Origin of the sequence: Burkholderia sp. AU45274 (genome assembly GCF_030482505.1) — a bacterium.
GTDB lineage: Bacteria > Pseudomonadota > Gammaproteobacteria > Burkholderiales > Burkholderiaceae > Burkholderia.
In genome coordinates, this window is the sequence record NZ_JAUJQE010000007.1 from 33,200 (window position 1) to 56,219 (window position 23,020).

The 23,020-nt window shown below is 68.1% G+C and carries 22 protein-coding genes and 1 pseudogene; 9 read left to right on the plus strand and 14 right to left on the minus strand.

The genetic code is table 11. The features are described from left to right. Positions 1-10: 10 nt before the first annotated feature. From QZM35_RS24145 to QZM35_RS24195, 11 genes are all read right to left on the minus strand, one after another. The gene (locus QZM35_RS24145; protein WP_301776952.1) at positions 11-1,393 is read right to left on the minus strand and encodes a dihydroorotase; all 1,383 of its coding nucleotides are present in this window, start codon (positions 1,391-1,393) and stop codon (positions 11-13) included. A 3-nt stretch (positions 1,394-1,396) separates the two neighbouring features. Further along, on the minus strand, positions 1,397-1,957 hold the full coding sequence (locus QZM35_RS24150; protein WP_089433370.1) for a carbonate dehydratase: 561 nt from the start codon (positions 1,955-1,957) through the stop codon (positions 1,397-1,399). Continuing rightward, on the minus strand, positions 1,957-2,535 hold the full coding sequence (locus QZM35_RS24155) for a 6-carboxytetrahydropterin synthase (protein WP_174974160.1): 579 nt from the start codon (positions 2,533-2,535) through the stop codon (positions 1,957-1,959). The genes QZM35_RS24150 and QZM35_RS24155 overlap by 1 nt, the downstream gene beginning before the upstream one ends. After that, entirely contained in the window at positions 2,529-3,449 is a 921-nt protein-coding gene (folE2, locus tag QZM35_RS24160) for a GTP cyclohydrolase FolE2 (protein WP_301776953.1), read from the minus strand. Before folE2 ends, QZM35_RS24155 begins: the two co-directional genes overlap by 7 nt. A gap of 58 nt (positions 3,450-3,507) precedes the next feature. Further along, on the minus strand, positions 3,508-4,716 hold the full coding sequence (gene zigA, locus QZM35_RS24165; protein ID WP_301776954.1) for a zinc metallochaperone GTPase ZigA: 1,209 nt from the start codon (positions 4,714-4,716) through the stop codon (positions 3,508-3,510). Between the two features lie 136 nt (positions 4,717-4,852). Continuing rightward, positions 4,853-6,064: an acyl-CoA dehydrogenase family protein gene (locus tag QZM35_RS24170; RefSeq protein WP_301776955.1), complete on the minus strand. Its 1,212-nt coding sequence runs from the start codon at positions 6,062-6,064 to the stop codon at positions 4,853-4,855. Then, complete coding sequence (locus tag QZM35_RS24175) at positions 6,061-6,903, minus strand: hypothetical protein (RefSeq protein WP_301776956.1); 843 nt, start codon at positions 6,901-6,903, stop codon at positions 6,061-6,063. Before QZM35_RS24175 ends, QZM35_RS24170 begins: the two co-directional genes overlap by 4 nt. A 54-nt stretch (positions 6,904-6,957) precedes the next feature. Continuing rightward, positions 6,958-7,614, minus strand: a complete 657-nt coding sequence (locus tag QZM35_RS24180; protein ID WP_046546161.1) for a methionine ABC transporter permease — start codon at positions 7,612-7,614, stop codon at positions 6,958-6,960. Continuing rightward, on the minus strand, positions 7,607-8,797 hold the full coding sequence (locus tag QZM35_RS24185) for a methionine ABC transporter ATP-binding protein (RefSeq protein WP_301776957.1): 1,191 nt from the start codon (positions 8,795-8,797) through the stop codon (positions 7,607-7,609). Before QZM35_RS24185 ends, QZM35_RS24180 begins: the two co-directional genes overlap by 8 nt. Before the next feature lie 18 nt (positions 8,798-8,815). Then, positions 8,816-10,234 carry an LLM class flavin-dependent oxidoreductase gene (locus QZM35_RS24190; protein ID WP_089429229.1) on the minus strand — a complete coding sequence of 473 codons (1,419 nt, stop codon included), beginning with the start codon at positions 10,232-10,234 and terminating at the stop codon, positions 8,816-8,818. Between the two features lie 11 nt (positions 10,235-10,245). Then, positions 10,246-11,076 carry a MetQ/NlpA family ABC transporter substrate-binding protein gene (locus tag QZM35_RS24195; RefSeq protein ID WP_089433375.1) on the minus strand — a complete coding sequence of 277 codons (831 nt, stop codon included), beginning with the start codon at positions 11,074-11,076 and terminating at the stop codon, positions 10,246-10,248. Between the two features lie 433 nt (positions 11,077-11,509). On the opposite strand from QZM35_RS24195, the gene QZM35_RS24200 reads away from it, so the two are divergent. The 5 genes from QZM35_RS24200 (at position 11,510) to QZM35_RS24220 (ending at position 17,719) form a co-directional block, all read left to right on the plus strand. Next, positions 11,510-12,874 (plus strand): 2-hydroxycarboxylate transporter family protein, encoded by a 1,365-nt coding sequence (locus tag QZM35_RS24200; RefSeq protein WP_089433376.1) that lies wholly within the window; start codon positions 11,510-11,512, stop codon positions 12,872-12,874. Between the two features lie 127 nt (positions 12,875-13,001). Continuing rightward, positions 13,002-14,885 (plus strand): ATP-binding protein, encoded by a 1,884-nt coding sequence (locus tag QZM35_RS24205; protein ID WP_089428994.1) that lies wholly within the window; start codon positions 13,002-13,004, stop codon positions 14,883-14,885. Further along, positions 14,875-16,236 carry a sigma-54 dependent transcriptional regulator gene (locus QZM35_RS24210; RefSeq protein ID WP_046546168.1) on the plus strand — a complete coding sequence of 454 codons (1,362 nt, stop codon included), beginning with the start codon at positions 14,875-14,877 and terminating at the stop codon, positions 16,234-16,236. Before QZM35_RS24205 ends, QZM35_RS24210 begins: the two co-directional genes overlap by 11 nt. 25 nt (positions 16,237-16,261) lie before the next feature. Continuing rightward, positions 16,262-16,591, plus strand: a complete 330-nt coding sequence (locus QZM35_RS24215) for a DUF3579 domain-containing protein (RefSeq protein WP_089429228.1) — start codon at positions 16,262-16,264, stop codon at positions 16,589-16,591. 276 nt (positions 16,592-16,867) lie between these two features. Beyond that, positions 16,868-17,719 (plus strand): alpha/beta fold hydrolase, encoded by an 852-nt coding sequence (locus QZM35_RS24220; RefSeq protein ID WP_089428992.1) that lies wholly within the window; start codon positions 16,868-16,870, stop codon positions 17,717-17,719. 149 nt (positions 17,720-17,868) lie between these two features. On the opposite strand, the gene QZM35_RS24225 is transcribed toward QZM35_RS24220, so the two are convergent. Further along, the gene (locus QZM35_RS24225; RefSeq protein WP_089429227.1) at positions 17,869-18,318 is read right to left on the minus strand and encodes a PACE efflux transporter; all 450 of its coding nucleotides are present in this window, start codon (positions 18,316-18,318) and stop codon (positions 17,869-17,871) included. A 99-nt stretch (positions 18,319-18,417) separates the two neighbouring features. Between QZM35_RS24225 and QZM35_RS24230 the strand changes: the two genes are divergently transcribed. From QZM35_RS24230 to QZM35_RS24240, 3 genes and pseudogenes are all read left to right on the plus strand, one after another. Further along, complete coding sequence (locus tag QZM35_RS24230) at positions 18,418-19,308, plus strand: LysR family transcriptional regulator (RefSeq protein ID WP_301776958.1); 891 nt, start codon at positions 18,418-18,420, stop codon at positions 19,306-19,308. A gap of 179 nt (positions 19,309-19,487) precedes the next feature. After that, positions 19,488-19,733 carry an AbrB/MazE/SpoVT family DNA-binding domain-containing protein gene (locus tag QZM35_RS24235; protein WP_301776959.1) on the plus strand — a complete coding sequence of 82 codons (246 nt, stop codon included), beginning with the start codon at positions 19,488-19,490 and terminating at the stop codon, positions 19,731-19,733. Beyond that, positions 19,730-20,130: pseudogene (locus QZM35_RS24240) on the plus strand (PIN domain-containing protein). Before QZM35_RS24235 ends, QZM35_RS24240 begins: the two are co-directional and overlap by 4 nt. Before the next feature lie 105 nt (positions 20,131-20,235). Here the strand turns inward: QZM35_RS24240 and QZM35_RS24245 are convergent. After that, positions 20,236-20,667 carry a Tautomerase enzyme gene (locus tag QZM35_RS24245; protein WP_301776960.1) on the minus strand — a complete coding sequence of 144 codons (432 nt, stop codon included), beginning with the start codon at positions 20,665-20,667 and terminating at the stop codon, positions 20,236-20,238. 125 nt (positions 20,668-20,792) lie between these two features. Between QZM35_RS24245 and QZM35_RS24250 the strand changes: the two genes are divergently transcribed. Beyond that, on the plus strand, positions 20,793-21,395 hold the full coding sequence (locus QZM35_RS24250) for a TetR/AcrR family transcriptional regulator (RefSeq protein ID WP_174974142.1): 603 nt from the start codon (positions 20,793-20,795) through the stop codon (positions 21,393-21,395). An 88-nt stretch (positions 21,396-21,483) separates the two neighbouring features. On the opposite strand, the gene opcM is transcribed toward QZM35_RS24250, so the two are convergent. Next, positions 21,484-23,019 (minus strand): multidrug efflux transporter outer membrane subunit OpcM, encoded by a 1,536-nt coding sequence (gene opcM / locus QZM35_RS24255; protein WP_089428987.1) that lies wholly within the window; start codon positions 23,017-23,019, stop codon positions 21,484-21,486. Position 23,020 lies beyond the last annotated feature (1 nt).

Below are 23,020 nucleotides of genomic sequence, written 5' to 3' on the forward strand. Positions count from 1 at the left end.
GAGCGCGTCGCTACTCTGCCGCATCCAGAAACGTCACGGCCTGCCCTGCCGGCTCCCCGTTCAGCGCACCATCGCGCACCACGACCTGCCCGCGCACGACCGTATGCACTGGCCAGCCTGTGACCGCGCACCCGTCATAGGGTGTCCAGCCGCTCACGCTGGCAATCCATTCGTCCCGGATGATGCGACGAGCACGCAGGTCGACGATGCTGAAATCGGCATCGTAGCCGGCCGCAATGCGCCCTTTCCCCGCGATGCCGAAGATCCGCGCCGGCCCGGCGCTCGTCAGGTCGACCAGCCGCGCGAGGCTCAGGCGGCCCGCATGCACGTGATCGAGCATCAACGGCAGCAGCGTCTGCACGCCGGTCATCCCGCTCGGCGACTGCGGATAGGGCCGGCGTTTTTCGTCGCGCGTATGCGGCGCGTGATCGCTGCCGATCACGTCGATCACGCCATCGCGAACGGCCTGCCACAGCGCGTCCTGATGATGCCGCTCGCGCACCGGCGGATTCATCTGCGCGAACGTGCCGAGCCGCTCGTAGCAATCGGGCGCGTACAGGCTCAGGTGATGCGGCGTGACCTCGACCGTCACGTGATGCCGGTGCCGCGCGAGGAACGCCATTTCGCCGGCGGTGGACACGTGCAGCACATGCAGCCGGCGGCCCGTCTCGGCAGCCAGCCCGACGATGCGCCGCGTCGCGGCCAGCGCGCTTTCCTCGTCGCGCCAGCGAGGATGGTCCCGCACGTCGCCGCTCGCTTCGACTAGCCCCCGGCGTTCGCGCAGCCGCGCCTCGTCTTCCGCGTGCACGGCCATGCGCCGCCGCCCGTTGCGCACGATCCGGCGCAACACGGCTTCGTCGTCGGCCAGCAGGTCACCGAACGAACTGCCCATGAAGACCTTCACCCCCGCGCAGCCCGGCAGGTTTTCGAGTACCGGCAGCCGTTCGGCGTTCGCGGCCGAGCCGCCGATGTAGAACGCGTAGTCGCACCATGCACGGCCGCGCGCAAGATCCAGCTTGGCCTGCAGATCCTGCGCGGTCAGCGTCAGCGGATGCGTGTTGGGCATCTCGAAGATCGTCGTGACGCCGCCGAGCACCGCGCCGCGCGTGCCGGCCTCGAGGGTCTCCTTGTGCGTCAAGCCCGGTTCGCGGAAATGCACCTGGCTGTCGACGACGCCCGGCAACACGTGCAGGCCGCCGGCATCCAGCAGGACGTCGGCGCTCCACGTGCCGTGCAACGCGCCCAGCGCAACGACACGGCCGCCCACGCACGCGATGTCGGTCCGCTCGGCCCCGTTGGGTGTCATCGCGGTGCCGCCATGCACGAGCAGGTCGGCGTGACGTCGCTTCAGCGCGTCGCTCGCGCCCGCTTCACGTCGGATGGGCTCGTCCATGACTCAGAACTCGTTCTGGATGTGCTTGTAGCCCAGCACCAGCGCATTGTTCGTGCGTGCAACGTCCTCGGAGAAATCGCTCGCGTCGGCCGTCACCTGCGGCAACGCGGCGAGATCGGTTTCCGGCCCGATGCGCTCGGTCGAACGCACGTAGAAACCCGGCGGCAGATGGCAGCCGTCGACGACCGCGTTGTAGCGCACCACGCAGCCATCGTCGATGGTGCAGTTGAACAGCACGCTGTTGAAGCCGACGAACACGCCGTTGCCGACCTTGCACGGCCCGTGGACGATCGCGCGATGCGCGATCGACGTGTGCTGGCCGATGGTGACGCTCGCGCCCGACTTCGAATGGATCACCACGCCGTCCTGGATGTTCGAATGCGCACCGATCACGATCGGCGCGATCCGGCCGCCGGCATCCGTTTCGTCGGCGCGGATCACCGCGTACGGGCCGATGAACACGTTCTCCTCGACGATCACGAGGCCGCACAGAATGGCGGTCGGATCGACGAAGGCGCTCGGGTGGATCTGCGGCAGGTCGCCGCGCGGGTTCTTTCTGATCATCAGGATTCCTGCCTTGAAACTGGGCGGCCGCGCTTGATCCGCTCGAACAGGCCCGGATCGCGCCACTGTCCGGCGATGGCCGGCGCGAACACGATGTCGTCCAGGTCGATGCGGCCCATGCGCGGGTTGAACGCATCGTCGCGAAAGCACTGCGCGTAACCGGTCTCGGTCTCGTGAACGATGATCGAATGCAGCCGCACGTCAGCTTCGCCGTTCGTCATGCGGGTGCTGGACAGTGCCGCATCGACGAGGCGAAAGAACACGCGCGAGAACTGCTCCGCGCTCGGCGACACGGGCAGCAGCACCCAGCGCTCGGAATGCCGGCGCATGCTCTCGACATAGCACGGGTCGTCATCCGACCACAGCGTCACGGCGTGATCGAACGCGTCGATCAGGTCGCGCACGTCGCCCTTGAGCAGCCCGAAGTCGTAGATCATCTGCCCGTGATCCAGCGCGTGCGCTTCCAGCAGCAGCTCGACGCGGTACGAATGACCATGGATCGAATGCGAGCAGCGCCGCGTGCTGCAGCCGCGCACGACGTGCGCGTTCTCGAAGCGGAACAGCTTGCGGATCAGCATGCGTCGGCGCCTTCGCGCACCGGCGCGGCCCAGGCCACCGCATCGTGCGGATGCAGGCTTTCCAGATGGCGCACGTGCACGTGCGGGGTCGCATGGTGGCCGTCCAGCGCGGCCTGGACCCGGCGCGCGGCATCCTCGACGAACATCAGGTTGCCGCCGTTCAGCACCGCGAAGGCCTGCTCGTCCGCGCGCTTGACAGCCGTCTGCACCGGCGTGCCGAGCGCATGCTCGATGCGATCGATCAGGTCGATCAGCCCCAGCGTCGCGCCATCGTCGGGCAGCGCCACGCTGACGACGGCTTCGCTGCGCTGGCTGTGCGGCGTGGCCGCCGTCGCGTGCCGCTTCAGCCACGCGGCGACTGCCGCCGGCTCCACGCGATCGTCGCGGCCGAATGCCGCCAGGAACGCCTGCTCGACCCAGTGCCGCGACAGCGCGGCCGAGCACGGGCACGTCGACGAATAGACGACCGTCACCTGCGCGCGCAGCTCGAACCGGGAGCCGGTCAGCGTCGCGTCGAGCCGGACCGGATAGGCTTTCCATCCGGCCAGCCCGTCGGTCACCAGCGCGGCGCGGCGCGCCAGCAAGTCGAAGCGCAACCGGAGCCGCGCGCTGCGCGTGTCGCAGTCGCGATGGCTGTCGACCATCGCGTGCAGCACCCGCTGAAGGCCGGCCGGCGACAGCGCCGCGCCAACATCGAGCCCGTCGAGCAGCCGGTACAGCCGCGACATGTGGATGCCCTTCACGTGCGGCGCAGGCAGATCGACCTGCACGTCGGCGCGCGCATGCACGTCGCGCCGGCAGCCGGGCTCGGCCACGGCAACGGGCAGGTCGATGCCCTGCATGCCGACCCATTCGAGCGGGCGGCCGCCCGGCGCGGCATCGGTCAGGGAAATATCGGGAAGGGGTGCGTTCATGCTCGGGATCCGGTGGAGCGCCTTCTCCATCCGGATCGATGCAGGAAGCGCGTTCAGGTCAGGGCCAGTCGTGAAACGGGTTGTCCCACGTGGTCCAGTGTTCGGGGCCGGTGGCCATCTCGGCGTCGGTCAGCAGACACGCGTCGAAGCGCGCGCGCAGCGCGGGCTCGTCCATGTCCATGCCGATCAGCACGAGTTCCTGCCGCGCATCGCCGACGTGCTCGTCCCAGCGCGCGCGGATCTGCGCGACGGCTTCCGCGTCCTGCGGCCAGCGCTCGGGCGGCGTGGCCGCCCACCAGTAGCCGGCCGGCCCGTGCCGCGCGACCGCGCCGGCCTGCGACCACGAGCCGGCGACTGTCGGGTGGGTGGCGAGCCAGAAGAACCCCTTCGAACGGACGACGCCCGGCCATTCGCTTTCGACGAGCTCGAAGAAACGCTGCGGATGGAACGGCCGGCGCGCGCGATAGACGAAGCTGCGAATGCCGTATTCGTCGGTCTCGGGCGTGTGCGTGCCGCGCATCTCCTGCAGCCAGCCCGGCGCGCGCGACGCCGCGTCGAAGTCGAACAGGCCGGTGTCGAGCACGCGCTCGAGCGGCACCTTGCCGAATTCGGCGATCTCGATCCGTGCGCGCGGGTTCAAGCCACGCAGCAGCGCGACCAGCCGCTCGCGCGCGCTTGCATCGATCAGGTCGATCTTGTTGATCACGATCACGTCGCAGAACTCGATCTGGTCGATCAGCAGATCGACGACCGTGCGCGCATCTTCCTCGCCCATCGATTCGCCGCGCGACTGCAGGCTGTCGCGCGACGCGTAGTCGCGCAGGAAATTGAACGCGTCGACCACCGTCACCATCGTGTCGAGCCGCGCGACTTCGCCGAGGCTGCGGCCGTCCTCGCCTTCGAACGTGAACGTCTCGGCCACCGGCAGCGGCTCCGAGATGCCGGTCGATTCGATCACGAGCTGGTCGAACCGCCCGTCGCGCGCGAGCCGGTCGACCTCGATCAGCAGATCCTCGCGCAGCGTGCAGCAGATGCAGCCGTTGCTCATCTCGACCAGCTTCTCGTCGGTGCGCGACAGCCCCGCGCCGCCGTCGCGCACGAGCGCGGCGTCGATGTTGACCTCGGACATGTCGTTGACGATGACCGCGACGCGCCGGCCCTCGCGATTGTTCAGGATGTGGTTGAGCAGCGTCGTCTTGCCGGCGCCGAGGAAGCCGGACAGGACGGTCACGGGAAGCCGCGTAGACGGGGAGAGTGCGGGGCTCATCGGGCGATTCCGGGAGGAGAGTGGACGATCATCGAGTGATACATGGTATCGCAACGATATAACATATCATTTCAAACGTCCAGCATGCCGGTTAGGTTTTGTCCGGAGCGGACCGCGCCGCTCCGGCATCACGCCGTCATGTATAGAGCGACGCCAGCGGCAACTCGGCCGTCAGCGCGAACCGGCCCACATCCCGCAACCGGTAGTCGAGCGGATCGTGCAGCGTATGCGTGCGCGCGTTCCGCCAGAAGCGGTCGAGGCCGAGCGACGCGGCTGTCGCGCGTGCGCCGCAGGCGTCGAACAGCGCCTCGCCGTTCTCGAGCGCCGCGCGCTGCGCGACGATCTTCGCCTCCGATACCGCGAGCGCCACCTCGGCGCGCTCGTCGGCGGTCAGCGCATCCTGCCGCGCCCAGGCACGCTGCAACGCGGCGGCCGCGCGATCGGCCAGCGCCGCCGCGGCGATCGCCCGCACCCGCATGTCGCCGAAGCGCTGCAGCGTGTACGGATCGTCGCTCGCCTGCGCGACCTCCGACTGGATCCACGGGCGGCCATGCTTCAGCACGTAGTCGCGCGCTTCCGCCAGCGCGCCTTCCGCGAGCCCGACGAACAGGTTGGTCAGCACGAGCTGCGACACGAGCGTGCGCAGCGTCGCGCGCGGGGTCGGCGGCGTCTCGGAACGGTGCAGCACCTCGTCCGCCGCAAGCGTCACGCCGTCGAAGCGCACGCTGCCGCTGTCGGTCTGGCGCTGGCCGATCGGATCCCAGTCTTCGTTGACCGTGATCCCCGCGCGATCGGTCGGCACCACGCCGAACACGGTGCGGCCGGTGTCCGGATCGTGCGCGGACACCGTCATCCGCTGCGAGCCGCGCGTGCCCGAACAGAAGCCCTTCACGCCATCGAGCCGGTAGCCGCCGTCAGGCGTGGCCGTGGCCACGAGCCGCGTGTCGAGCGGATTGACCGCGTTGCCCCACCACCATTGCTGCTCGACCGTGCCACGCAGGTAGCGCTCGCGCTGCGCGGCGTTGCCCCACACGTCGACGCTCACCACCTGCAGGCACTGGAACCCGACGAGATGCGCGAGCGCGCTGTCGACGCGCGCGATCTGCCGGATCGCATCGTAGGTCTCGGGCCACGCGGCTTCGTGCCCGCCGAACGCACGCGGCACCGCGAGCGTCAGCAGGCCCGCATCGGCGAGCCACTGCTTCTCCTGCGCCGCATGACCGCCCGCGCGGTCGCGCGCGGCGGCCGTGGTGCGCAACGCGTCGATCGCGCGCGCCAGCGCGACGTGGTCGAAGGCCGGGGCATCGGTATCGGGCGCAAAGGTCGCCGGGCCGCGTGGATCGTTCATGCGACGGCTTCCTGCGCAACCGCTTCACCCGACAGCGGCACCAGCGCGTCGAGCGTGCGGCCGGTCAGCCGCGACAGGATCTCGCGCCGCCAGTCGTCGTAGATCGCGCGGTATTCGGCGATATCCGCGCCGAACACGTGTGCGGTATGCGCGTACTCGTCGTGCAGGTAACCGTCGAGCCGCGCCTGCGTTTCCTCGTCGGCCGCGATCACGCGATCGATCAACGCGTCACGCTCGGCTGCCGGCAGCGCCTTCAGCGTGTCGAACCACCACTGGACGATCTGCACGCGATGCCATTCCTCGTCCGGCCGGATCCGGTTCTCGCCGTGCTCGCGCATCGCGGAATCGCCGATGCGGCCGGTCTTGCGCTGGATCCACAGCTTCGCGAGGATGTGCAGCTCGTAATGCCATTCGAACGCGAGAAAGCCGGCCATGTCGCGCACCGCGATGTCGCCGATGCGCGCCCAGTGCGCGGCGACGAGCCGGTCGACTTCCGGCAGCGGATCACGCCCCGTCAGTTCGGTCACGCGTTCGCGGCCGATCACCGCGTGCGCGCCGTCGTCGCCGAGCTGGCGCGACAGGATCAGCTGGAAATGGGGATCGTCGCGGAACAGCGTGTCGATCGCCTTCGCGACGACCTGCACGATGAACAGGTCATGCGACGCCATCTTCGTGTAGTAGTCGGCGACGGCGGCCAGTTCGTCGTCGTTGCGCGGCTCGCGCGGCGGCGTGGCGAGCTTCGCCGGGAAGTCAGGACGATGGCGTCGCGCCACGTCGAGAAACAGCGCTTCCTCGAATTGTCCGTTCCATTCGCGCGGCGCGCCGATGGGCAAGGTCATAGGTTTCTTTCTCTCAGGATCATGAATGAAGCGAGCAGACGCTTGTGGCGTCGCTCAGGTACGCCGGGTCACGCGTCGGACCAGGCGGTCGCCCGTGATTTGCACGGCCGAGACGAGCGCGATCAGGATCACGATCACAGTCGCCATGACGGTGGTGTCGAAACGCTGGTAGCCATAGCGGATCGCGAGATCGCCGAGGCCGCCCGCGCCGACGGCGCCCGCCATCGCCGTCGAGCCGATCAGCGCGACGACGGTAATGGTGAAGCCGCCGAGCATGCCGGGCAGCGCTTCGGGCAGCAGCACGTGCCACACGATGTGGCGGCGCTTCGCACCCATCGCGAGCGCGGCCTCGATCAGCCCGCGGTCGACTTCGCGCAGGCTCACCTCGGCGATCCGCGCGAAGAACGGGATCGCGGCGATCGACAGCGGCACGACGGCTGCCCAGACGCCGATCGTCGTGCCGATCAGCACGCGCGTGAACGGCAACAGCGCGACGAGCAGGATGATGAACGGCGTCGAGCGGAACACGTTGACGAGCGCGCCGAGCACCGCGTTCACGCCGCGCCGCTCGTAGATGCCGCCGGGCGCGGTCGTCACGAGGATCACCGCGAGCGGGATGCCGATCAGCGCGGCAATCACGGCCGACGCTGCGACCATCGACAACGTGTCGCGGATCGCGTCGAGCAGTTCGGGCCACCAGAGGTCAAACATAGCCGAGCACCTCCGCGTGATTCGCGTGGCGACGCGCGCGTTCGAGCAGCGCGGCAACCGCGCCGCCGCGGGCGGTCGATTGGCCGGCGTCGTCCGCACGCAGTGCCGCCGCGATCACGAGCCGCCCCTGTGCGTGCCCCTGGATGCGCTCGATCCCGCCGTGCAGGAACCGCACCGAGCCGCCGAGCGTCACTGCAAGCGCGCCGACATCCGGCTCGCCGCCGCTCTCGCCCGTATAGCGGACGTCGAGCACGACCTGCGCGCCTTCAGGCAACGCGGCTTGTGCCGGCAACGGCTGCACGCGCGCGGCCAGTTCGGCCGGCAGGTCGTGCACGAGCGTGCTGAGCAGCGCGCGCGTCGCGCCGTGGCGCGGATCGCCGAACACGCGCCACACGGGGCCCGTTTCGACGACTTCGCCCTGCTCGATTACCGCGACCGTGTCGCACACCGCGCGGATCACTTCCATCTCGTGCGTGATCAGCACGATCGTCAGCCCGAGGCGACGGTTGATGTCGGCGAGCAGCGCGAGGATCGACTGCGTCGTCTCGGGATCGAGCGCCGACGTCGCCTCGTCGCACAGCAGCACCTCCGGATCGTGCACGAGCGCGCGGGCAATGCCGACGCGCTGCTTCTGCCCGCCCGACAGGCTGGCCGGATACGCGTCGCGCTTCGCGGCGAGCCCGACGAGGTCGAGCAGCGCCTCGACCTTGCGCACGCGCTCGGCCTTCGGCACGCCGGCGATCTTCAGCGGCAGCGCGACGTTCTCGAACACCGTCTTCGCGGACAGCAGGTTGAAATGCTGGAACACCATCCCGGTGCGGCGCCGCAACGCGACGAGCCCGTTCTCGTCGAGCGCGCCGACGTCGACGCCCTGCACGCGCACGCGGCCCGAGCTCGGCCGCTCGAGGCCGTTCACGAGCCGCAGCAGCGTCGACTTGCCGGCGCCGCTGCGGCCGATGATCCCGAAAACCTCGCCGCGCCGCACGTCGAGCGTCACGTCGCGCAGCGCGGCAGCCTGGCCGCGCGGCGTCGCGAACACCTTGCCGACCTGCTCCAGCGATACGGCGGCGCCGGCGCGGGTCGATTCGGCCGACGCGGCCGCTTCGTCATGTGCCGTTGCCTCGGCTCCCGCACGTACTGCCGACGTCTCAATGAAACCCAGCGTATCGAACAATTGCGTCATCGCTTCGCTCCGTCACGTTCAGACATGCGCGGGATGCGCGGATTCGGCGTGCACGGCGGCGCCCGGCCGGTGCTGCGCGCCGGTATGCCACGCGGGCAGGCGCGGGCCCGCGCCGAACAGCTTCTCGCGCAGCGTCGGCGCGGGATCGTAGTCTTCCTTGTAGACGCCGCGGTTCTGCAGCTCGGGCACGACCCAGTCGACGAAATCCTCGAACGACTCGGGCATCACGGTGCGCGTCAGGTTGAAGCCGTCGATGCCGGTCTCGTCGATCCACGACTGCAGTTCGTCCGCGACCTGCGACGGCGAGCCGACGATCGGCGCATAGCGGCCGCCGAGCGACATCTGTTCGAGCATGCGGCGCACGGTCCACGTGCCGGTCGTGCTCTTGCGCGAGATCGCGTCGACGGCCGACTGGATCGAATCGGTCTTCACGTACGAAATCGGTTCGTCGAGTCCGTACTTCGCGAAGTCGATGCCGGTCGAGCTCGCGAAATGCGCGAGACCGGCCTCGGCGCTCGCATAGCGCCGGTACTCGTCGAACTTCTCGCGGGCAAGCAATTCAGTCTCGGCCGTCACGACGCTCACGCCGGCAAAGATCTTGATCGACGCCGGGTCGCGGCCCTGCCGTGCGGCGGCGGCGCGAATGTCGAGTGTCGCCGCGCGCGCGGCGGCCTTGCTCTGCCCGTTCACGAACACGCATTCCGCGTGACGGCCGGCGAACTCGACGCCGCGCGCGGACGAACCGGCCTGGTACAGCACCGGCGTGCGCTGCAGCGACGGCTCGCTCAGATGAATCGCGTCGATCGAATAGAACGGCCCGTCGTGCTTCACGCGCCGCACCTTGCCCGGCTGCGCGAACACGCGCGCCTGCGCGTCGCGGATCACCGCATCGTCGTCCCAGCTCTGTTCCCACAGCTTGTAGACGACGTCCATGTAGTCGTCCGCGCGCTCGTAGCGGTCGTCGTGGCCGATCTGCTGCGCGAGGCCCATCCCGCGCGCGGCGCTATCGAGATAGCCGGTGACGATGTTCCAGCCCACGCGCCCTTTCGTCAGGTGATCGAGCGTCGACATGCGGCGCGCGAACAGGTAAGGCGGCTCGTAGGTGAGGTTCGCGGTCACGCCGAAGCCGAGGTGCCGCGTGACCTGCGCCATCGCGGGCACGAGCAGCAGCGGATCGTTGACCGGCACCTGCACCGATTCGCGCAGCGCGGCGTCGGGGCCGCCGCCGAACACGTCGTACACGCCGACGATGTCCGCGAGGAAGATCCCGTCGAACTTGCCGCGTTCGAGCGTCTTCGCGAGGTCGGCCCAGTAGTCGAGATCGGTGTAGTGCGCGGAGCGGTCGCGCGGATGCGTCCACAGCCCGTGGTTGATGTGCCCGACGCAGTTCATGTTGAACGCGTTGAGCAGGATTTTCTTGCGGTTCGCCGTCGTCATGCCCGCCTCCGTCACCACGCGATCGCGTACAGCGAGCCGAACGCGTTGTCGAGCGCCTTGCGCACCGCAGGCGAGTGCTGATAGATCGAGATGAACTTGCGGATGCGCGGATCGTTCACGCTGTCCGGCCGCACGACCCACTGGATCGCGAAGATCTTGTTCTCGGTGCCGTCGAACAGCAGCGCGCTGTTCGGGTCGGTCGTGCCGGCGAGCTTGATGAAGCTCGGGTAGCCCTGCGCGAGATCGACGTCGTCGAGTGAGCGCGCGAGCTGCGACGCTTCGAGCGGGATGATCTTCAGGTGCTTCGGGTTCGCGACGATGTCATGCGTCGTCGCGCGGTAGTCGGCACCCGGCTTCAGCGTGATGAGCCCCGCGCGCTGCAGCAACAGCAGCCCGCGCCCGCCGTTCACCGGATCGTTCGCGATCGCGACTTTCGCGCCGTCCTTCAGCTCGCTGAAGCTTTTCACCTTCTTCGAATAGAGGCCGATCTTCATGATCGTGCCGGGCGCGATCGACACGAAGTTGTAGCCGCCCTGCTTGTTCGCGTTCTCGAGGAACGGGATGTGCTGGAAGTAGTTGACGTCGATGTCCTTGTTCGCGAGCGCCGCGTTCGGCGTATTCCAGTCGGTGAACTCGACGATCTTCACGTCGAGCCCCTGCGCCTTCGCTTCCTTCGCGGCGACCTTCAGCGCCTCGATCTGCGGGCTGGTCGAGATGCCGACCTTCAGCGGCGCGGTGTCCGCGTGCGCGCCATTGAGCAAGGCGACGCCAAGCACGGCGGCAGCCAGCAGGCGCGCGATGCGGCCGGCGGAAAAGCGGGCGGAAAAAACGGCATGCAGCATGGAAACCACTCTCCTGTCCAAAGACGGTATCGATGGATGAGCGACGCCGCGGCGAACGCACGGGCGTTCTCCGGACAGAGGTCAAACGCATCGGAAAAGATCAGCCGATGATAGAGAGCGGCGCGGGGGCGGTCTACGAAGCGATTGTGCGAAGAAAATCGCGCGCGGCGATATGGCGGGCGGCCATGCGGGATCGGCGGCCTGACCGGCTGCCCGGCCGGCCGCCAGGCCGAAATCTCGGCCTGGGCGCCGCGCGAATTCCGAAATCTCGGCCAGCGGGCCGGGACTCCCTTTCCGCAGACGAAACAAACCCCTTATAAATCAATGCATTAAAAATATTCCGACAGGCCGGATTTCTGGCACGGGGGTTGCGTAATAGACGGCACACGATGCCGCGAAGCCATGCAGGCATACCAACATCAGGAGACACGTCTTGCAGACCTCTATCCATACCCCGTCCCATCCGGAGCCGGTTTCCGACGCCGTCGCCGCCCCGCGCGCGCGCTTCTGGCCGGAAGGCTGGTGGAAACTGATGGAAATCCGCATCGGCATCATTCCGCTGCCCGTCTACTTCATCCTGCTCGCGCTGATCGTCGGCTTCTCGGTGACCGGCAAGGTGCCCGGCGAGATCTCGATGGCGATCGCGGTGCTCGCGTTCTTCGGCTTCACCTGCGCGGAACTGGGCAAGCGCCTGCCGCTCTTGCGCAACATCGGCGCGGCCGCGATCTTCGCGACCTTCGTGCCGTCGGCGCTCACGTACTACCACGTGCTGCCGAAGCCGGTGCTGAACCTGACCGTCGAGTTCACGAAGTCGACCAACTTCCTGTACCTGTTCATCGCGTCGATCATCGTCGGCAGCATCCTGAGCATGGATCGCCGCGTGCTGATCCAGGGCTTCGTGAAGATCTTCATCCCGCTCGCGGCCGGCTCGGTCGCGGCCGCGATCGTCGGCACGGCGGTCGGCACCGCGCTCGGCCTCGGCGCACGCCACACGCTGCTGTACATCGTCGTGCCGATCATGGCCGGCGGCGTCGGCGAAGGCGCGATTCCGCTGTCGATCGGCTATTCGGAACTGATGCACCTGCCGCAAGGCGAAATGTTCGCGATGGTGCTGCCGCCGGTGATGCTCGGCAGCCTGACCGCGATCATCCTGTCGGGCGCGCTCGACATGCTCGGCAAGCGCTTCCCGCACCTGACCGGCAACGGCCGCCTGCAGGTCGGCGAATCGGGCGACATGACGCCCGAGAACGAGGAAATCCGCGGCCACGTCGACGTTTCGCACATCGCGGGCGCCGGCATCACCGCGATCACGCTGTACCTGGTCGGCCTGATGGCGCACAAGCTGTTCGGCCTGCCCGCGCCGGTTGCGATGCTGTTCCTCGCGGTGCTCGTGAAGCTCGCGCGCGCGGTGTCGCCGCCGCTGCAGGAAGGCGCGTTCGTCGTCTACAAGTTCTTCTCGACCGCCGTCACGTACCCGCTGCTGTTCGCGATCGGCGTCGCGATGACGCCGTGGGACAAGCTGACCGCCGCGTTCACGATCGTCAACGTCGTCACCATCGTGTCGACCGTCGCGACGCTGATGGGCACCGGTTTCGTGGTCGGCCGCCTGATGAAGATGTACCCTATCGACACCGCAATCGTGAACGCCTGCCACAGCGGGCAAGGCGGCACCGGCGACGTCGCGATCCTGACCGCCGCGAACCGGATGCAGCTGATGCCGTTCGCGCAGATCGCGACGCGGATCGGCGGCGCGATCGTCGTCACGGTCACGCTGATCCTGGTCGCCCACTTCGGATGACGCGCCGCCGCGCGCACCGTCGCGCAGGCCGCTTCGCACGCGCCGCCGCCGGCCCAGCCGGCGCGCGGCGCGCGTCGTTCGGGGTGTCGTTTCGGGCGTCACGCCGTGCGGACGATTGCGGGCTTCGATGAGGGCGAACGTGCAGAAGAGCTTCAAGGGCATCCCGTGGTGGGGCTGGGCATCGGCCGGCGTGCTGTATGTGTGCGTGGCGGCCGCGGCCGTCGATTTCGCGTGGGAACGCGCGATCGACGCGCTCGAGGAAACCGGCGCGCACCGGCTCGACCTGTATGCGTCGAGCCTGAAGAGCGAGCTCGGCCGCTTCGAGATCCTGCCCGGCCTGGTCGCGCGGCAGGACGGCGTGCGCACGATGCTGAAAGCCGCGCCGCATGACGCTCCCGAACTCGTGCACACGGTCGACACCTACCTCGAAGCCGTGAACCGCGACGCGGGCAGCGGCGCGGTCGACGTGATCGACCTGCAGGGCGACGTGATCGCCGCCAGCAACTGGAACGAGACGCTCAGCTTCGTCGGCACCAACGTGTCGTACCGGCCGTACTTCAAGGACGCGCTCGCGCGCGGCAGCGGCCGCTTCTTCGGCATCGGCACCAACACCGGCGTGCCGGGCGTCTACTTCGCCAGCGCGGTGCGCGACGAAGGCGTGCCGATCGGCGTGGCCGCCGTGAAGATCAGCGTCGATTCGCTCGAATCGGCGTGGCGCGCGCCGGGCGTCGCCGCGATGGTCGTCGACAGCAACGGCGTGGTCGTGATCTCGACCGAACCCGCCTGGAAATTCACCGCGCTGCGCCCGATCACCGCGCAGCAGCAGCGCGACATCCAGGCGTCGCGGCAATACGCGGGCCGCACGGTCGACGCGCTGCCGTACCGCCATATCGGCGACCGCAGCGCGGCCGCGTGGTTCGGCACCTTCCCCGATACGCGCCACAGCGGCCGCACCACGCGCTATCTCGTGATGTCGCGCCCCGCGCCGCAGGCCGGCGATTCTCTGATGGTGCTGCTCGACATCGCGGGCGCGCGGCGCCAGCAGCAGACGGCCTTCGTGTTCGTCACCGGCGCGTTCCTGATCGCCGCGCTGCTCGCCGGCTACGCGATCCAGCGCCGCCGGGCGATCGTCGCGCGGCTGAACGCGCAGGACGCGCTGCGGCGCGCGAACGACCAGCTCGAGCTGACCGTCGCGCAGCGCACGGCCGCGCTGACGGCCGCGAACGAACGGATGCAGCGCGAGATCGTCGAGCGCGAGCGCACCGAGCAGCGGCTGCGCGCATCGCAGCAGGAAGTCGTGCATGCGGGCAAGCTCGCGGTGCTCGGGCAGATGGCCGCCGGCCTCACGCACGAGCTGAACCAGCCGCTCGTCGCGATCCGCACGCTGTGCGACAACGCGCGCACGTTCTTCGAGCGCGGCCAGCCCGCGCCGGCGCTCGCCAATCTCGAACGGATCGGCAAGCTCGTCGACAGCATGGCGGTGCTCACCGGCGAGCTGAAGACCTTCGCGCGCAAGCCGGACGTCGAGCGCGTCGCGGTGTCGTTGAACGAGGCCGTCGCGCATGCGCGGCTCATCTACGATGCGCGGATCCGCGACGAAGGCGTGCAGCTCGACGTGAACATCGCGCCGGGCACCGCCGTGTCGGCCGAATCGAGCCAGTTGCAGCAGGTGATCGTGAACCTGCTCGGCAATGCGCTCGACGCGGTGCACGACGCGAGCGTGCGCCGTATCGTCATCGAGGCCGCCGGGCCGGACGAAGCCGGCCGCGTGCGCTTCACGGTGGCCGACAGCGGCGCGGGCATCGCGCCCGACGTGCTGCCGCATCTGTTCGAGCCGTTCGTCACGACCAAGCCGCGCGGCCAGGGCCTCGGGCTCGGCCTCGCGATCACGTCGCGCATCGTCGAGGCGTTCGGCGCGAAGATCGCCGCGACGAACCGCGACGAAGGCGGCGCGCAGTTCAGTATCGAATTCGCGGCGGCCACGCTGCAAAGGACAGAGCATGGAAGATGAGATTCGGGTGCTGGTCGTCGAGGACGATGAAAACGTCCGGATCGGCGTCGAGCAGGCGGTCGCGCTTGCCGGATTCGCAGTGGACGCGTTCGCGTCGGCCGCCGACGCGCTGCATCACGTCGCGCCCGGCGCGCCGGTCGTGATCGTGTCGGACGTGCGGATGCCGGGCATCGACGGGCTGCAGCTGCTCGATCGCGTGATGGCCATCGACGCGCAGATCCCGGTCGTGCTGATCAGCGGCCATGCCGACATCTCGACGGCCGTCGGCGCGATGCAGGTCGGCGCGTACGACTTCATCGAGAAGCCGTTCTCGTCGGACGTGATCGCGGGGCGCGTCGCGCGCGCGGTCGAGAAGCGCCGCCTGACGCTCGAGGTCCAGGGGCTGCGCGCGGCGCTGAACAACTGGCAGGGCATCGAGGCGTTCGTGCTCGGCAAGTCGCCCGCGATGGCCGACGTGCGCAAGAAGATCCTGCGCCTCGCCGATACGTCGGTGTCGGTGCTGATCACCGGCGAGACGGGCACCGGCAAGGAACTGATCGCGCGCAGCCTGCACGACTTCGGCGGCCGGCGCGACGCGCATTTCGTCGCGCTGAACTGCGGCGGCCTGCCTGAGCAGGTCTTCGAGAGCGAACTGTTCGGCCATGAAGCCGGCGCGTTCACCGGCGCGATCAAGAAACGCATCGGCAAGATCGAATGGGCGGACGGCGGCACACTGTTCCTCGACGAGATCGAGACGATGCCGATTCCACTGCAGGTCAAGATGCTGCGCGTGCTGCAGGAGCGCGTGGTCGAGCGGCTCGGCGCGAACGAGCTGATTCCGGTCGACTGCCGCGTGGTCGCCGCGTCGAAGGCCGATCTTGCCGAGCTCGCGGCCGACGGCCGCTTTCGCGCGGACTTGCTGTATCGCCTCAACGTCGCGCAGATCGAACTGCCGCCGCTGCGCGAGCGGCGCGAGGACGTGCCGCTGCTGTTCGAGCATTTCGTGCTCGCGGCCGCGCGCCGCTTCGGGCAGCCGGCGCCGGTCGTCACGGCTGCACAGGTGTCCGAACTGATGACGCACGCGTGGCCCGGCAACGTGCGCGAGCTGCAGAACGTGGCCGACCGCTTCGTGCTCGGGCTGACCGGCGACAGCCTGCTGTCGTCCGGCGGCACGCCGGCCGCGGGCGGCACGCTCGCGGAGCAGCTCGCGTATTTCGAGCGGATGCTGATCGAGGACATGCTGCAGCGTCACAACGGCAATGTTGCGGACGCAAGCGAAGCGCTCGGGATGCCGAAGAAAACGCTCTATCACAAGCTGCGCAACCTGCGGATTCCCGCGCGCGGCGACGCGGCGGCCGATGGCGGCGAATGACGCGAACGAGGACACGCACTCCAGCATGGATCGCATCGACATCACCGAACACGGCCGCGTCACTGGCCACCTGATCCGCGGCGTCACGCACGCGCAGAAAACCTTCCGCCCGAGCGACTGGCCCGAACGCCTCGCGGGCGTCATCACGCTGTTCGTCGGCGAACGGCGGCCCGGCTATCCGTGCGCGCTGTCGCGGCTCGCGATGCCCGTCGTCGACGGCAACGTCAAATGCCTGTTCGTGTCGGACGAATTGCGCACCGTGTGTGCGGACGCGTTCGATTTCGCGATGCAGTTCGCGACCGACAACGACCTCCCCGTCGTGCTTCAGACCGCGCCCGCGTTGACGGTGCGCTGACGCGCGGGCCGCTTTCGGCGGCTCGCGTACCTGCTTCCCGTTTTCCAAAGGTGCCATGCGCGGATGCGCAGGTCGCCGGACGCCCTTTTCCGGCGTTTCCGGCGCCTCGACCAATCGTCAGATGATTGAAAGCATCGACACCCGTCCCCTCACGACAAGGGTTTCCGGCCGAGCCATCAATAAAATTGATCGTCACGATGAAAATTATGCGTTTTCCTTGCAGGTCGCCGTGATGCATAGTTGCGTCGTGTTGACGCACCTTTGAGTCTTTCAGTCATGAACATGCGAATCGAGCCGTCCGTGCTCGCGAACCCCGACCTGCAATTTGCGACGCTTTCGTCAGGCATCAGCCTGCCGTATGTCGAGCGGGGCAGCGGCGCGCCGATGGTGTTCGTGCACGGCTCGCTGTGCGACTACCGCTACTGGGATCCGCAGCTCGCGTCGCTGTCGGCCCACTACCGCTGCATCGCGCCGAGCCTCAGCCATTACTGGCCGGCCGTCGAAGCGGGCATCCAGGACGAGTTCAGCTGGCAGAACCACGTCGACGAGCTCGCCGAATTCATCGACGCGCTCGACCTCGGCCCCGTGCACCTGGTCGGCCACTCGCGCGGCGGCAGCGTTGCGTTCAACGTCGCGCGCCAGCATCCGCATCTCGTCGAATCGCTGACGCTCGCCGATCCGGGCGGCCCGCTGCAACAGCCGGGCGTGCGCGAAGCCGCGCTGCCGGCCGCCGCGATCGCGCTGCGCACGCAGGCCGTGAACCTGATCGGGCAAGGCGACGTCGAATCGGGCCTCGAGATGTTCGTCGATTCCGTGAGCCTGCCGGGCGCATGGAAGAAGAGCACGTCGCGTTTCCGCACGATGGCGATCGACAACGCGAGCACGCTGCCGAAGCAGCTGCGCGACCCGCTGCCCGCGTACTCGCAGCACACGGCCGGCGACATCGCATGCCGCACGCTGCTGATCGACGGCCAGCGCAGCCCGAAGATGTTCCGCAACAACGTCGACACGCTGTCGCAATGGATCGGCAATGCGCAACGGCAGACCGTCGCCGGCGCATCGCACGGGATGAACGCCGCGAGCCCCGCCGTGTTCAACCGCTTCGTGCACGAGTTCGTCGCCGCGTAACGCTCGCGGGCGGTTTCCGCGCCGCCCGTTCTCCTCGCTGTTCAACGACGATGCGGATCCGTGCCGCATCGCCGCTTCATCAACCGCCGTGCGTGACCGGCGCGTCCGTTCCGTCAATCTGCCTGCCTGCGCAATTCCTTCAGCACGGCTTACCACGCGGCGGGCTCCGGCTCCGCCTTGCGCGTGACCGCATCGGGCAGCCCGAACACGCTGTCGAACGCCCAGTTGTACGTGAACGTGAAGATCGGGAAGAACACGATCAGCACCGCGTCGTACAGGAACGCCTGCAGCAGCGACACGTCGAGCCACCACGCGATCAGCGGGATCAGGAACGTCACGAGCGCGACCTGGAAGCCGATCGCATGCACCACACGGCGTCCGACCGTGCGCGTCGTCGCCGCACTCCTGCGCTCCCAAGCCTCGAACACGAGGTTGTACACAAAATTGACGGTGACACCCGTCGTCGAGATCATCACGCCCAGCAGGCCGCTCGCCGCCACGCTCGCGCCGCTCAGCATGCCGAGCACCGACGATGCGATCAGAATGCCGAGCACCTCGAACATCACGACGTAGACTATGCGTCTCTTCCACCCTTGCATGACCATCCACCTTCTATCGAACAAGGTGGCGAGACTATCAGCGGGTAGCGCGTCCGCAAAAGTCAGGTCCTTTCAATTTTTCTGACAGGAGGCCAGTGCATGCTGACCAGCGACCACATCGACATGCTGCTGACCGTCATCGACAAAGGCTCGTTTTCCGCGGCCGCGCGGGCGCTCGGCCGCACGCCGTCGGCGATCAGCATGGCGATCGCGAACCTCGAGGCCGAGCTCGACCTCGTGCTGTTCGACCGCGGCACGCGCGAACCGACGCCGACCGCCGCGATGGCGGCGCTGCTGCCCGACGCGCGCTCGATCGCCGAGCGGCTGCACGCGCTGCGCGCGCATGCGCAGCACCTGTCGGAAGGCGTCGAGGATACGTTGCGGCTCGGCCTCGCCGCCGAACTCGACGGCACGCCCGTCGCCCGCGCGCTGACGGCCGTCGCCGCGAAATACCCGGCGCTCGCGATCAGCATCGTCACGGCGCCGCAGGACGTGATCATCGATGCGCTGCATCGCGGCGCCGTCGATCTCTGTGTCGCGTATGGCGGGCTCGACCTGCATCCGCAGGAGCAGATCCACGCGCTGTGGACCGAGACGCTCGTCGCGGTCGCCGCGCCGAGCCATCCGGCGATCGCCGAATGCGCGCAACCGGAAGCGATCGAGCGGTTGTCGGGCTTCAGGCAGATCGTGATCGCCGATCCCGAACGGCCGCTCACCGACGTGCGGCCGGTGATCGGCAACCGCACGTGGAAGGTGACCGACATGGCCACCGCGATCGCGCTCGTGAAGGCCGGGCATGGCTGGGCGAATTTGCCCGAATCCATGATCGGCCGATACGTCGCCGACGGCGAACTCGCGCCGCTCGTGTTCGCGAACATCCGCAACGGGTTGCCGCTGCCCGTGTACCTGCGGCGGCCGAAGCATACGGGGCTCGGCAAGGCGGCGAGCGAACTGGTTCGCGCGCTGCGGGTGGCGGGTGACGAAAATTAGGGGGTATCCGTTCGTGGCGGCGGCGTCCGAACGCGAGTAGCTAGATGCTGTCGCCACGATCGACCTCGGCGAGTGACGCCGACCGATCTCGTGGCCAGTTGGTCCACGGAGCACCTGCGTGCTCCACCTTGTCTTTCCCATTCCCTTACCTTAAAGCAGGGAAAATTGGAGCCATCACCATGACCACTGCAACCATCACTTCGAAGGGCCAAGTCACGATTCCCGTCGACGTGCGGAATCGGCTTGGCTTGCGGTCCGGCGACCGGATCGAATTCAGCTACAACGAGACCACGGGCCGGTACGAGGTCTATCCAGCCACACGCTCGCTCGCGTCGCTCAAGGGCATCGTGAGGAAGCCCTCGAAACCGGTGTCGCTCGAAGAGATGAACCCGGCCATCGCCGAGCAGGGAGCATCCGCGCGATGATTGGGCTGGATGTGAAAACGTGCTGGTTCGTTACTTCGCCCAGGATGACGTCGTGCAGTCGAAGAAGGCGACAGCGCTGATGGAGAGCCTTTCGGCCGAACGGCCGGGGTACGTTTCGCAGGTCGCGCTGGTCGAGGTCGTTTGGGTACTCGGTCGCTGCTACGGTGTCGAGCGTGAGCAGATGAAGGACATTATCGATTCGATGATCGCGACCAAGGAATTGGTCGTTGAAGGTGCGGACACAGTGCGAAAAGCGCTTCGCACTTTCGTGGCATCGGCGAAGGCCGATTTCGCCGACTGCCTGATCGAGCGGTCGGGGCACGCCGCCGATTGCGAGTACACGGCAACTTTCGATGTCACGGCCTCGAAGGTCGCCGGGATGCGTTTGTTCAAGTAATTTTGACGCGAACCGACACGCGCGGCACCGGGGTGCGAATGCGGCGTGGCGGCGAGCGCCGCCACGCCGTCGGTCAACACCGGACGGCTTGACCGTTAGTTGCGATCAGAGCGCAGCAGCAGCCGCACGCTGGATCGAATCGACGAGTGCCGCGTTGTCGTAGCGGCGCCCGGCAATGCTCCACCCGCCGTCGACCGCATGAACGACATTCACCCACACTTGCGCGGCCGTCAGCCGCCCGCCGGCCCGGCGCAGCACGATCGCCGTCGCCCGTTCGACGAATTGCCGCTGCCGCTCGGGCGCCACGAGCGCCACGGCGGGCAACTTCAGCTCGACGAACGCGGCAGGCTCCGCGCGCCCATGCACGAAGGTCCGGTGTCGCGGCAGCACGTTGAGCGTGCCCACCACGTTCGGCGCCAGGAACGCATTCCCGGTCAGCCCCTCGACGTCCAGCAGCGCATCGGTCAACTCGGCAAACACCGCCCCCTCGTCGTCCGGCGTGAAAACCCCTTCGGATACTGTCAGCGTAATCGGCATCGCACTTTCTCCTGGTCAGGTCATCGGTCAGGTGACGTGATATAAATATCAGTCACTCTCTATACATTAGACACTGATCGCTCTCTATGCAAGATAAAGAGTGATCGCTCTGAAGCGAGCCTGTCATGCGTTATTCCGTCGAGCACAAGCAGGAAACCCGTACGCGCATCCTCGAAGCCGCGAGCCGGCTGTTCCGCGAGGAGGGGTATGGCGGCTCCGGCATCGGTCCGCTGACAAAGGCGGCGGGCGTCACCAACGGCGCGTTCTACGGCCATTTCAAAACGAAGGGCGAAGCGTTCCGGCAGGTCGTCCTCGATGGCCTCGCCCAGCTCCGGCAAGGCGTCGCGACGTTCAAGGCCGAGCATGGCGCGCGCTGGCGGCGCCCGTTCGTGTCGTTCTACCTCGGCCCGCGACGCACCTGCGAGCTCGGTGAAAGCTGTGCGCTGCCGAGCCTGTCCCCGGAAGTGATGCGCGCCGACGACGAAACGCGCGACGCTTACGAGCAGGCACTGCGGCAGATCGTTGACGAAGTGTCGGCCGGAATGGATAACCCGCCCGATGACGATCGGGCCATCGCGTTTCTTGCGCTGCTGTCGGGCGGCGTCACGCTCGCGCGCGCGGTGCGCGATCCGGAACTGGCGCAGCGCATCGCCGATGCAGTCGGCCGCTACGCGGTGGTGATCGCGGAACGCACAGACGGGAGCAACAGGCCTGACCGCCCTGACTGACCGCCAATAAAAAACCCGATCCGCGTCGCCACGGATCGGGGTTCTTCGATCGACTACCCGGTAAGTCGGCCCGTCTCGGGCCGGTGCATCACCGCGCAGCGACCTCCGCCTTGCCCGTCGCCGCATCGCCCACCGCCGTCGGTGCCGGCCCCCATCCGCCGCCCAGCGCGCGGATCAGGTTCACGGTCGACACGGCCTGCGCGCCGGTCAACTGGTTCGACTGCAATTGCGACTGCAGCACCGAGCGTTCGCTGTCGATCACGTCGAGATACGCAACCTCGCCTTCCTGATACTGCGTGCGCGACAACGTCGCCGCGCGACGCGACGCGTTGACGGCCGCATCCTGTGCGCGGATCTGGTCGTCGAGCAGGCGCAGGTCGGCGAGATTGTCCTCGACCTCGCGGAACGCGACGAGCACCTGCTGCCGGTAGTTCGCGACCTGCTCGTCGTACTGCGCGCGTGCCTGCTGCACACCGGCCGCACGACGGCCGCCGTCGAACAGCGGCAATGTCAGCGCGGTACCGGCGAACGGCCCGAGCAGGAACGTGCGGCTCGACCACAGGAACAGGTTGCCGAGCGTCGACGCTTCATACCCAAATGCCCCCGTGATGTCGAGCTTCGGGAAGTACGCCGACTTCGCGAGGCCGATCCGCGCGTTCGCGGCCGCCATCGCGCGTTCGGCCGCCGACACGTCCGGACGGCGCTCGAGCAGCGCGGACGGCAGGCCCGGCGGCACCTTCACCGCGACCGGCACGATCGGCGTTTCCTTGAACGCGAAATCCGCGGGCGCCTTGCCGAGCAGGATCGCGAGCGCATGCTCGGACGCCGCGCGCCGCCGCGCGACGCCGACCGCATCGGCCTGCGCGGTCGCCAGCTCGTTCTTCGCGCGCGACACGTCGAGCTCGCTGATGTCGCCTTCGTTGAAGCGGCGCTGCACGAGCTTCAGTGCCTGCTCGCGCAACTCCACCGTGCGGCGGTACAAGTCCTGGTCGGAATCGAGCTGACGCAGTTCGAAGTAGTTCTGCGCGACGTCCGCCTGCAGCGCGAGCTGCACCGAGCGGAACAGCGCTTCGCTCTGCGCCTGGTCGGCACGCGACGCCTCGACGTTGCGGCCGACGCGGCCGAACAGGTCGGCTTCATACGACACGGTGCCCTGCGCGCGCCACAGCGTCGCGTTGGTCGGCCCCGTGCCCTGCGGCTGGAACTGTGACGCCGACGACAGCCCCTCGCGCGTCGGCCCGAAGCCGGCGCCGACCTGCGGGAACCATTGCGAGCGCGCCGAACGCGTCGCCGCGCGCGCTTCCTCGACACGTGCAGCCGCGGCCTTCAGGTTCTGGTTCGCGGCGAGCGCCTGCGTCTCGAGCGAATCGAGCACCGGGTCGCCGAACACCTTCCACCATTCGCCGCGATGCGCGCCGTCCGCCGGCTCGGCCGTCTTCCACGTGCCGGCCTGCTCGCCGGCGGCAAGCGTCGGCGCTTCCTTGAATGCGGCAGGCGTCGGCGCATCCGGGCGCTTGTAGTCGGGCCCCACCGCGCACGCGGCGAGCAGCGTCGCGAGCAGGGTGCTCGCGGCCGCCACCTTCGCGAAGCGCATCAGGCCATTCGTGTTGTGCAAGTTATTCATC

What these genes read in the sequence shown, in the direction of transcription:
- QZM35_RS24145 (WP_301776952.1), bottom strand. Translation starts at nt 1,393, where the DNA reads ATGGACGAGCCCATCCGACGTGAAGCGGGCGCGAGCGACGCGCTGAAG.
- QZM35_RS24150 (WP_089433370.1), bottom strand. Translation starts at nt 1,957, where the DNA reads ATGATCAGAAAGAACCCGCGCGGCGACCTGCCGCAGATCCACCCGAGC.
- QZM35_RS24155 (WP_174974160.1), bottom strand. Translation starts at nt 2,535, where the DNA reads ATGCTGATCCGCAAGCTGTTCCGCTTCGAGAACGCGCACGTCGTGCGC.
- folE2 (WP_301776953.1), bottom strand. Translation starts at nt 3,449, where the DNA reads ATGAACGCACCCCTTCCCGATATTTCCCTGACCGATGCCGCGCCGGGC.
- zigA (WP_301776954.1), bottom strand. Translation starts at nt 4,716, where the DNA reads ATGAGCCCCGCACTCTCCCCGTCTACGCGGCTTCCCGTGACCGTCCTG.
- QZM35_RS24170 (WP_301776955.1), bottom strand. Translation starts at nt 6,064, where the DNA reads ATGAACGATCCACGCGGCCCGGCGACCTTTGCGCCCGATACCGATGCC.
- QZM35_RS24175 (WP_301776956.1), bottom strand. Translation starts at nt 6,903, where the DNA reads ATGACCTTGCCCATCGGCGCGCCGCGCGAATGGAACGGACAATTCGAG.
- QZM35_RS24180 (WP_046546161.1), bottom strand. Translation starts at nt 7,614, where the DNA reads ATGTTTGACCTCTGGTGGCCCGAACTGCTCGACGCGATCCGCGACACG.
- QZM35_RS24185 (WP_301776957.1), bottom strand. Translation starts at nt 8,797, where the DNA reads ATGACGCAATTGTTCGATACGCTGGGTTTCATTGAGACGTCGGCAGTA.
- QZM35_RS24190 (WP_089429229.1), bottom strand. Translation starts at nt 10,234, where the DNA reads ATGACGACGGCGAACCGCAAGAAAATCCTGCTCAACGCGTTCAACATG.
- QZM35_RS24195 (WP_089433375.1), bottom strand. Translation starts at nt 11,076, where the DNA reads ATGCTGCATGCCGTTTTTTCCGCCCGCTTTTCCGCCGGCCGCATCGCG.
- QZM35_RS24205 (WP_089428994.1), top strand. Translation starts at nt 13,002, where the DNA reads ATGAGGGCGAACGTGCAGAAGAGCTTCAAGGGCATCCCGTGGTGGGGC.
- QZM35_RS24210 (WP_046546168.1), top strand. Translation starts at nt 14,875, where the DNA reads ATGGAAGATGAGATTCGGGTGCTGGTCGTCGAGGACGATGAAAACGTC.
- QZM35_RS24215 (WP_089429228.1), top strand. Translation starts at nt 16,262, where the DNA reads ATGGATCGCATCGACATCACCGAACACGGCCGCGTCACTGGCCACCTG.
- QZM35_RS24220 (WP_089428992.1), top strand. Translation starts at nt 16,868, where the DNA reads ATGAACATGCGAATCGAGCCGTCCGTGCTCGCGAACCCCGACCTGCAA.
- QZM35_RS24225 (WP_089429227.1), bottom strand. Translation starts at nt 18,318, where the DNA reads ATGCAAGGGTGGAAGAGACGCATAGTCTACGTCGTGATGTTCGAGGTG.
- QZM35_RS24230 (WP_301776958.1), top strand. Translation starts at nt 18,418, where the DNA reads ATGCTGACCAGCGACCACATCGACATGCTGCTGACCGTCATCGACAAA.
- QZM35_RS24235 (WP_301776959.1), top strand. Translation starts at nt 19,488, where the DNA reads ATGACCACTGCAACCATCACTTCGAAGGGCCAAGTCACGATTCCCGTC.
- QZM35_RS24245 (WP_301776960.1), bottom strand. Translation starts at nt 20,667, where the DNA reads ATGCCGATTACGCTGACAGTATCCGAAGGGGTTTTCACGCCGGACGAC.
- QZM35_RS24250 (WP_174974142.1), top strand. Translation starts at nt 20,793, where the DNA reads ATGCGTTATTCCGTCGAGCACAAGCAGGAAACCCGTACGCGCATCCTC.
- opcM (WP_089428987.1), bottom strand. Translation starts at nt 23,019, where the DNA reads ATGAATAACTTGCACAACACGAATGGCCTGATGCGCTTCGCGAAGGTG.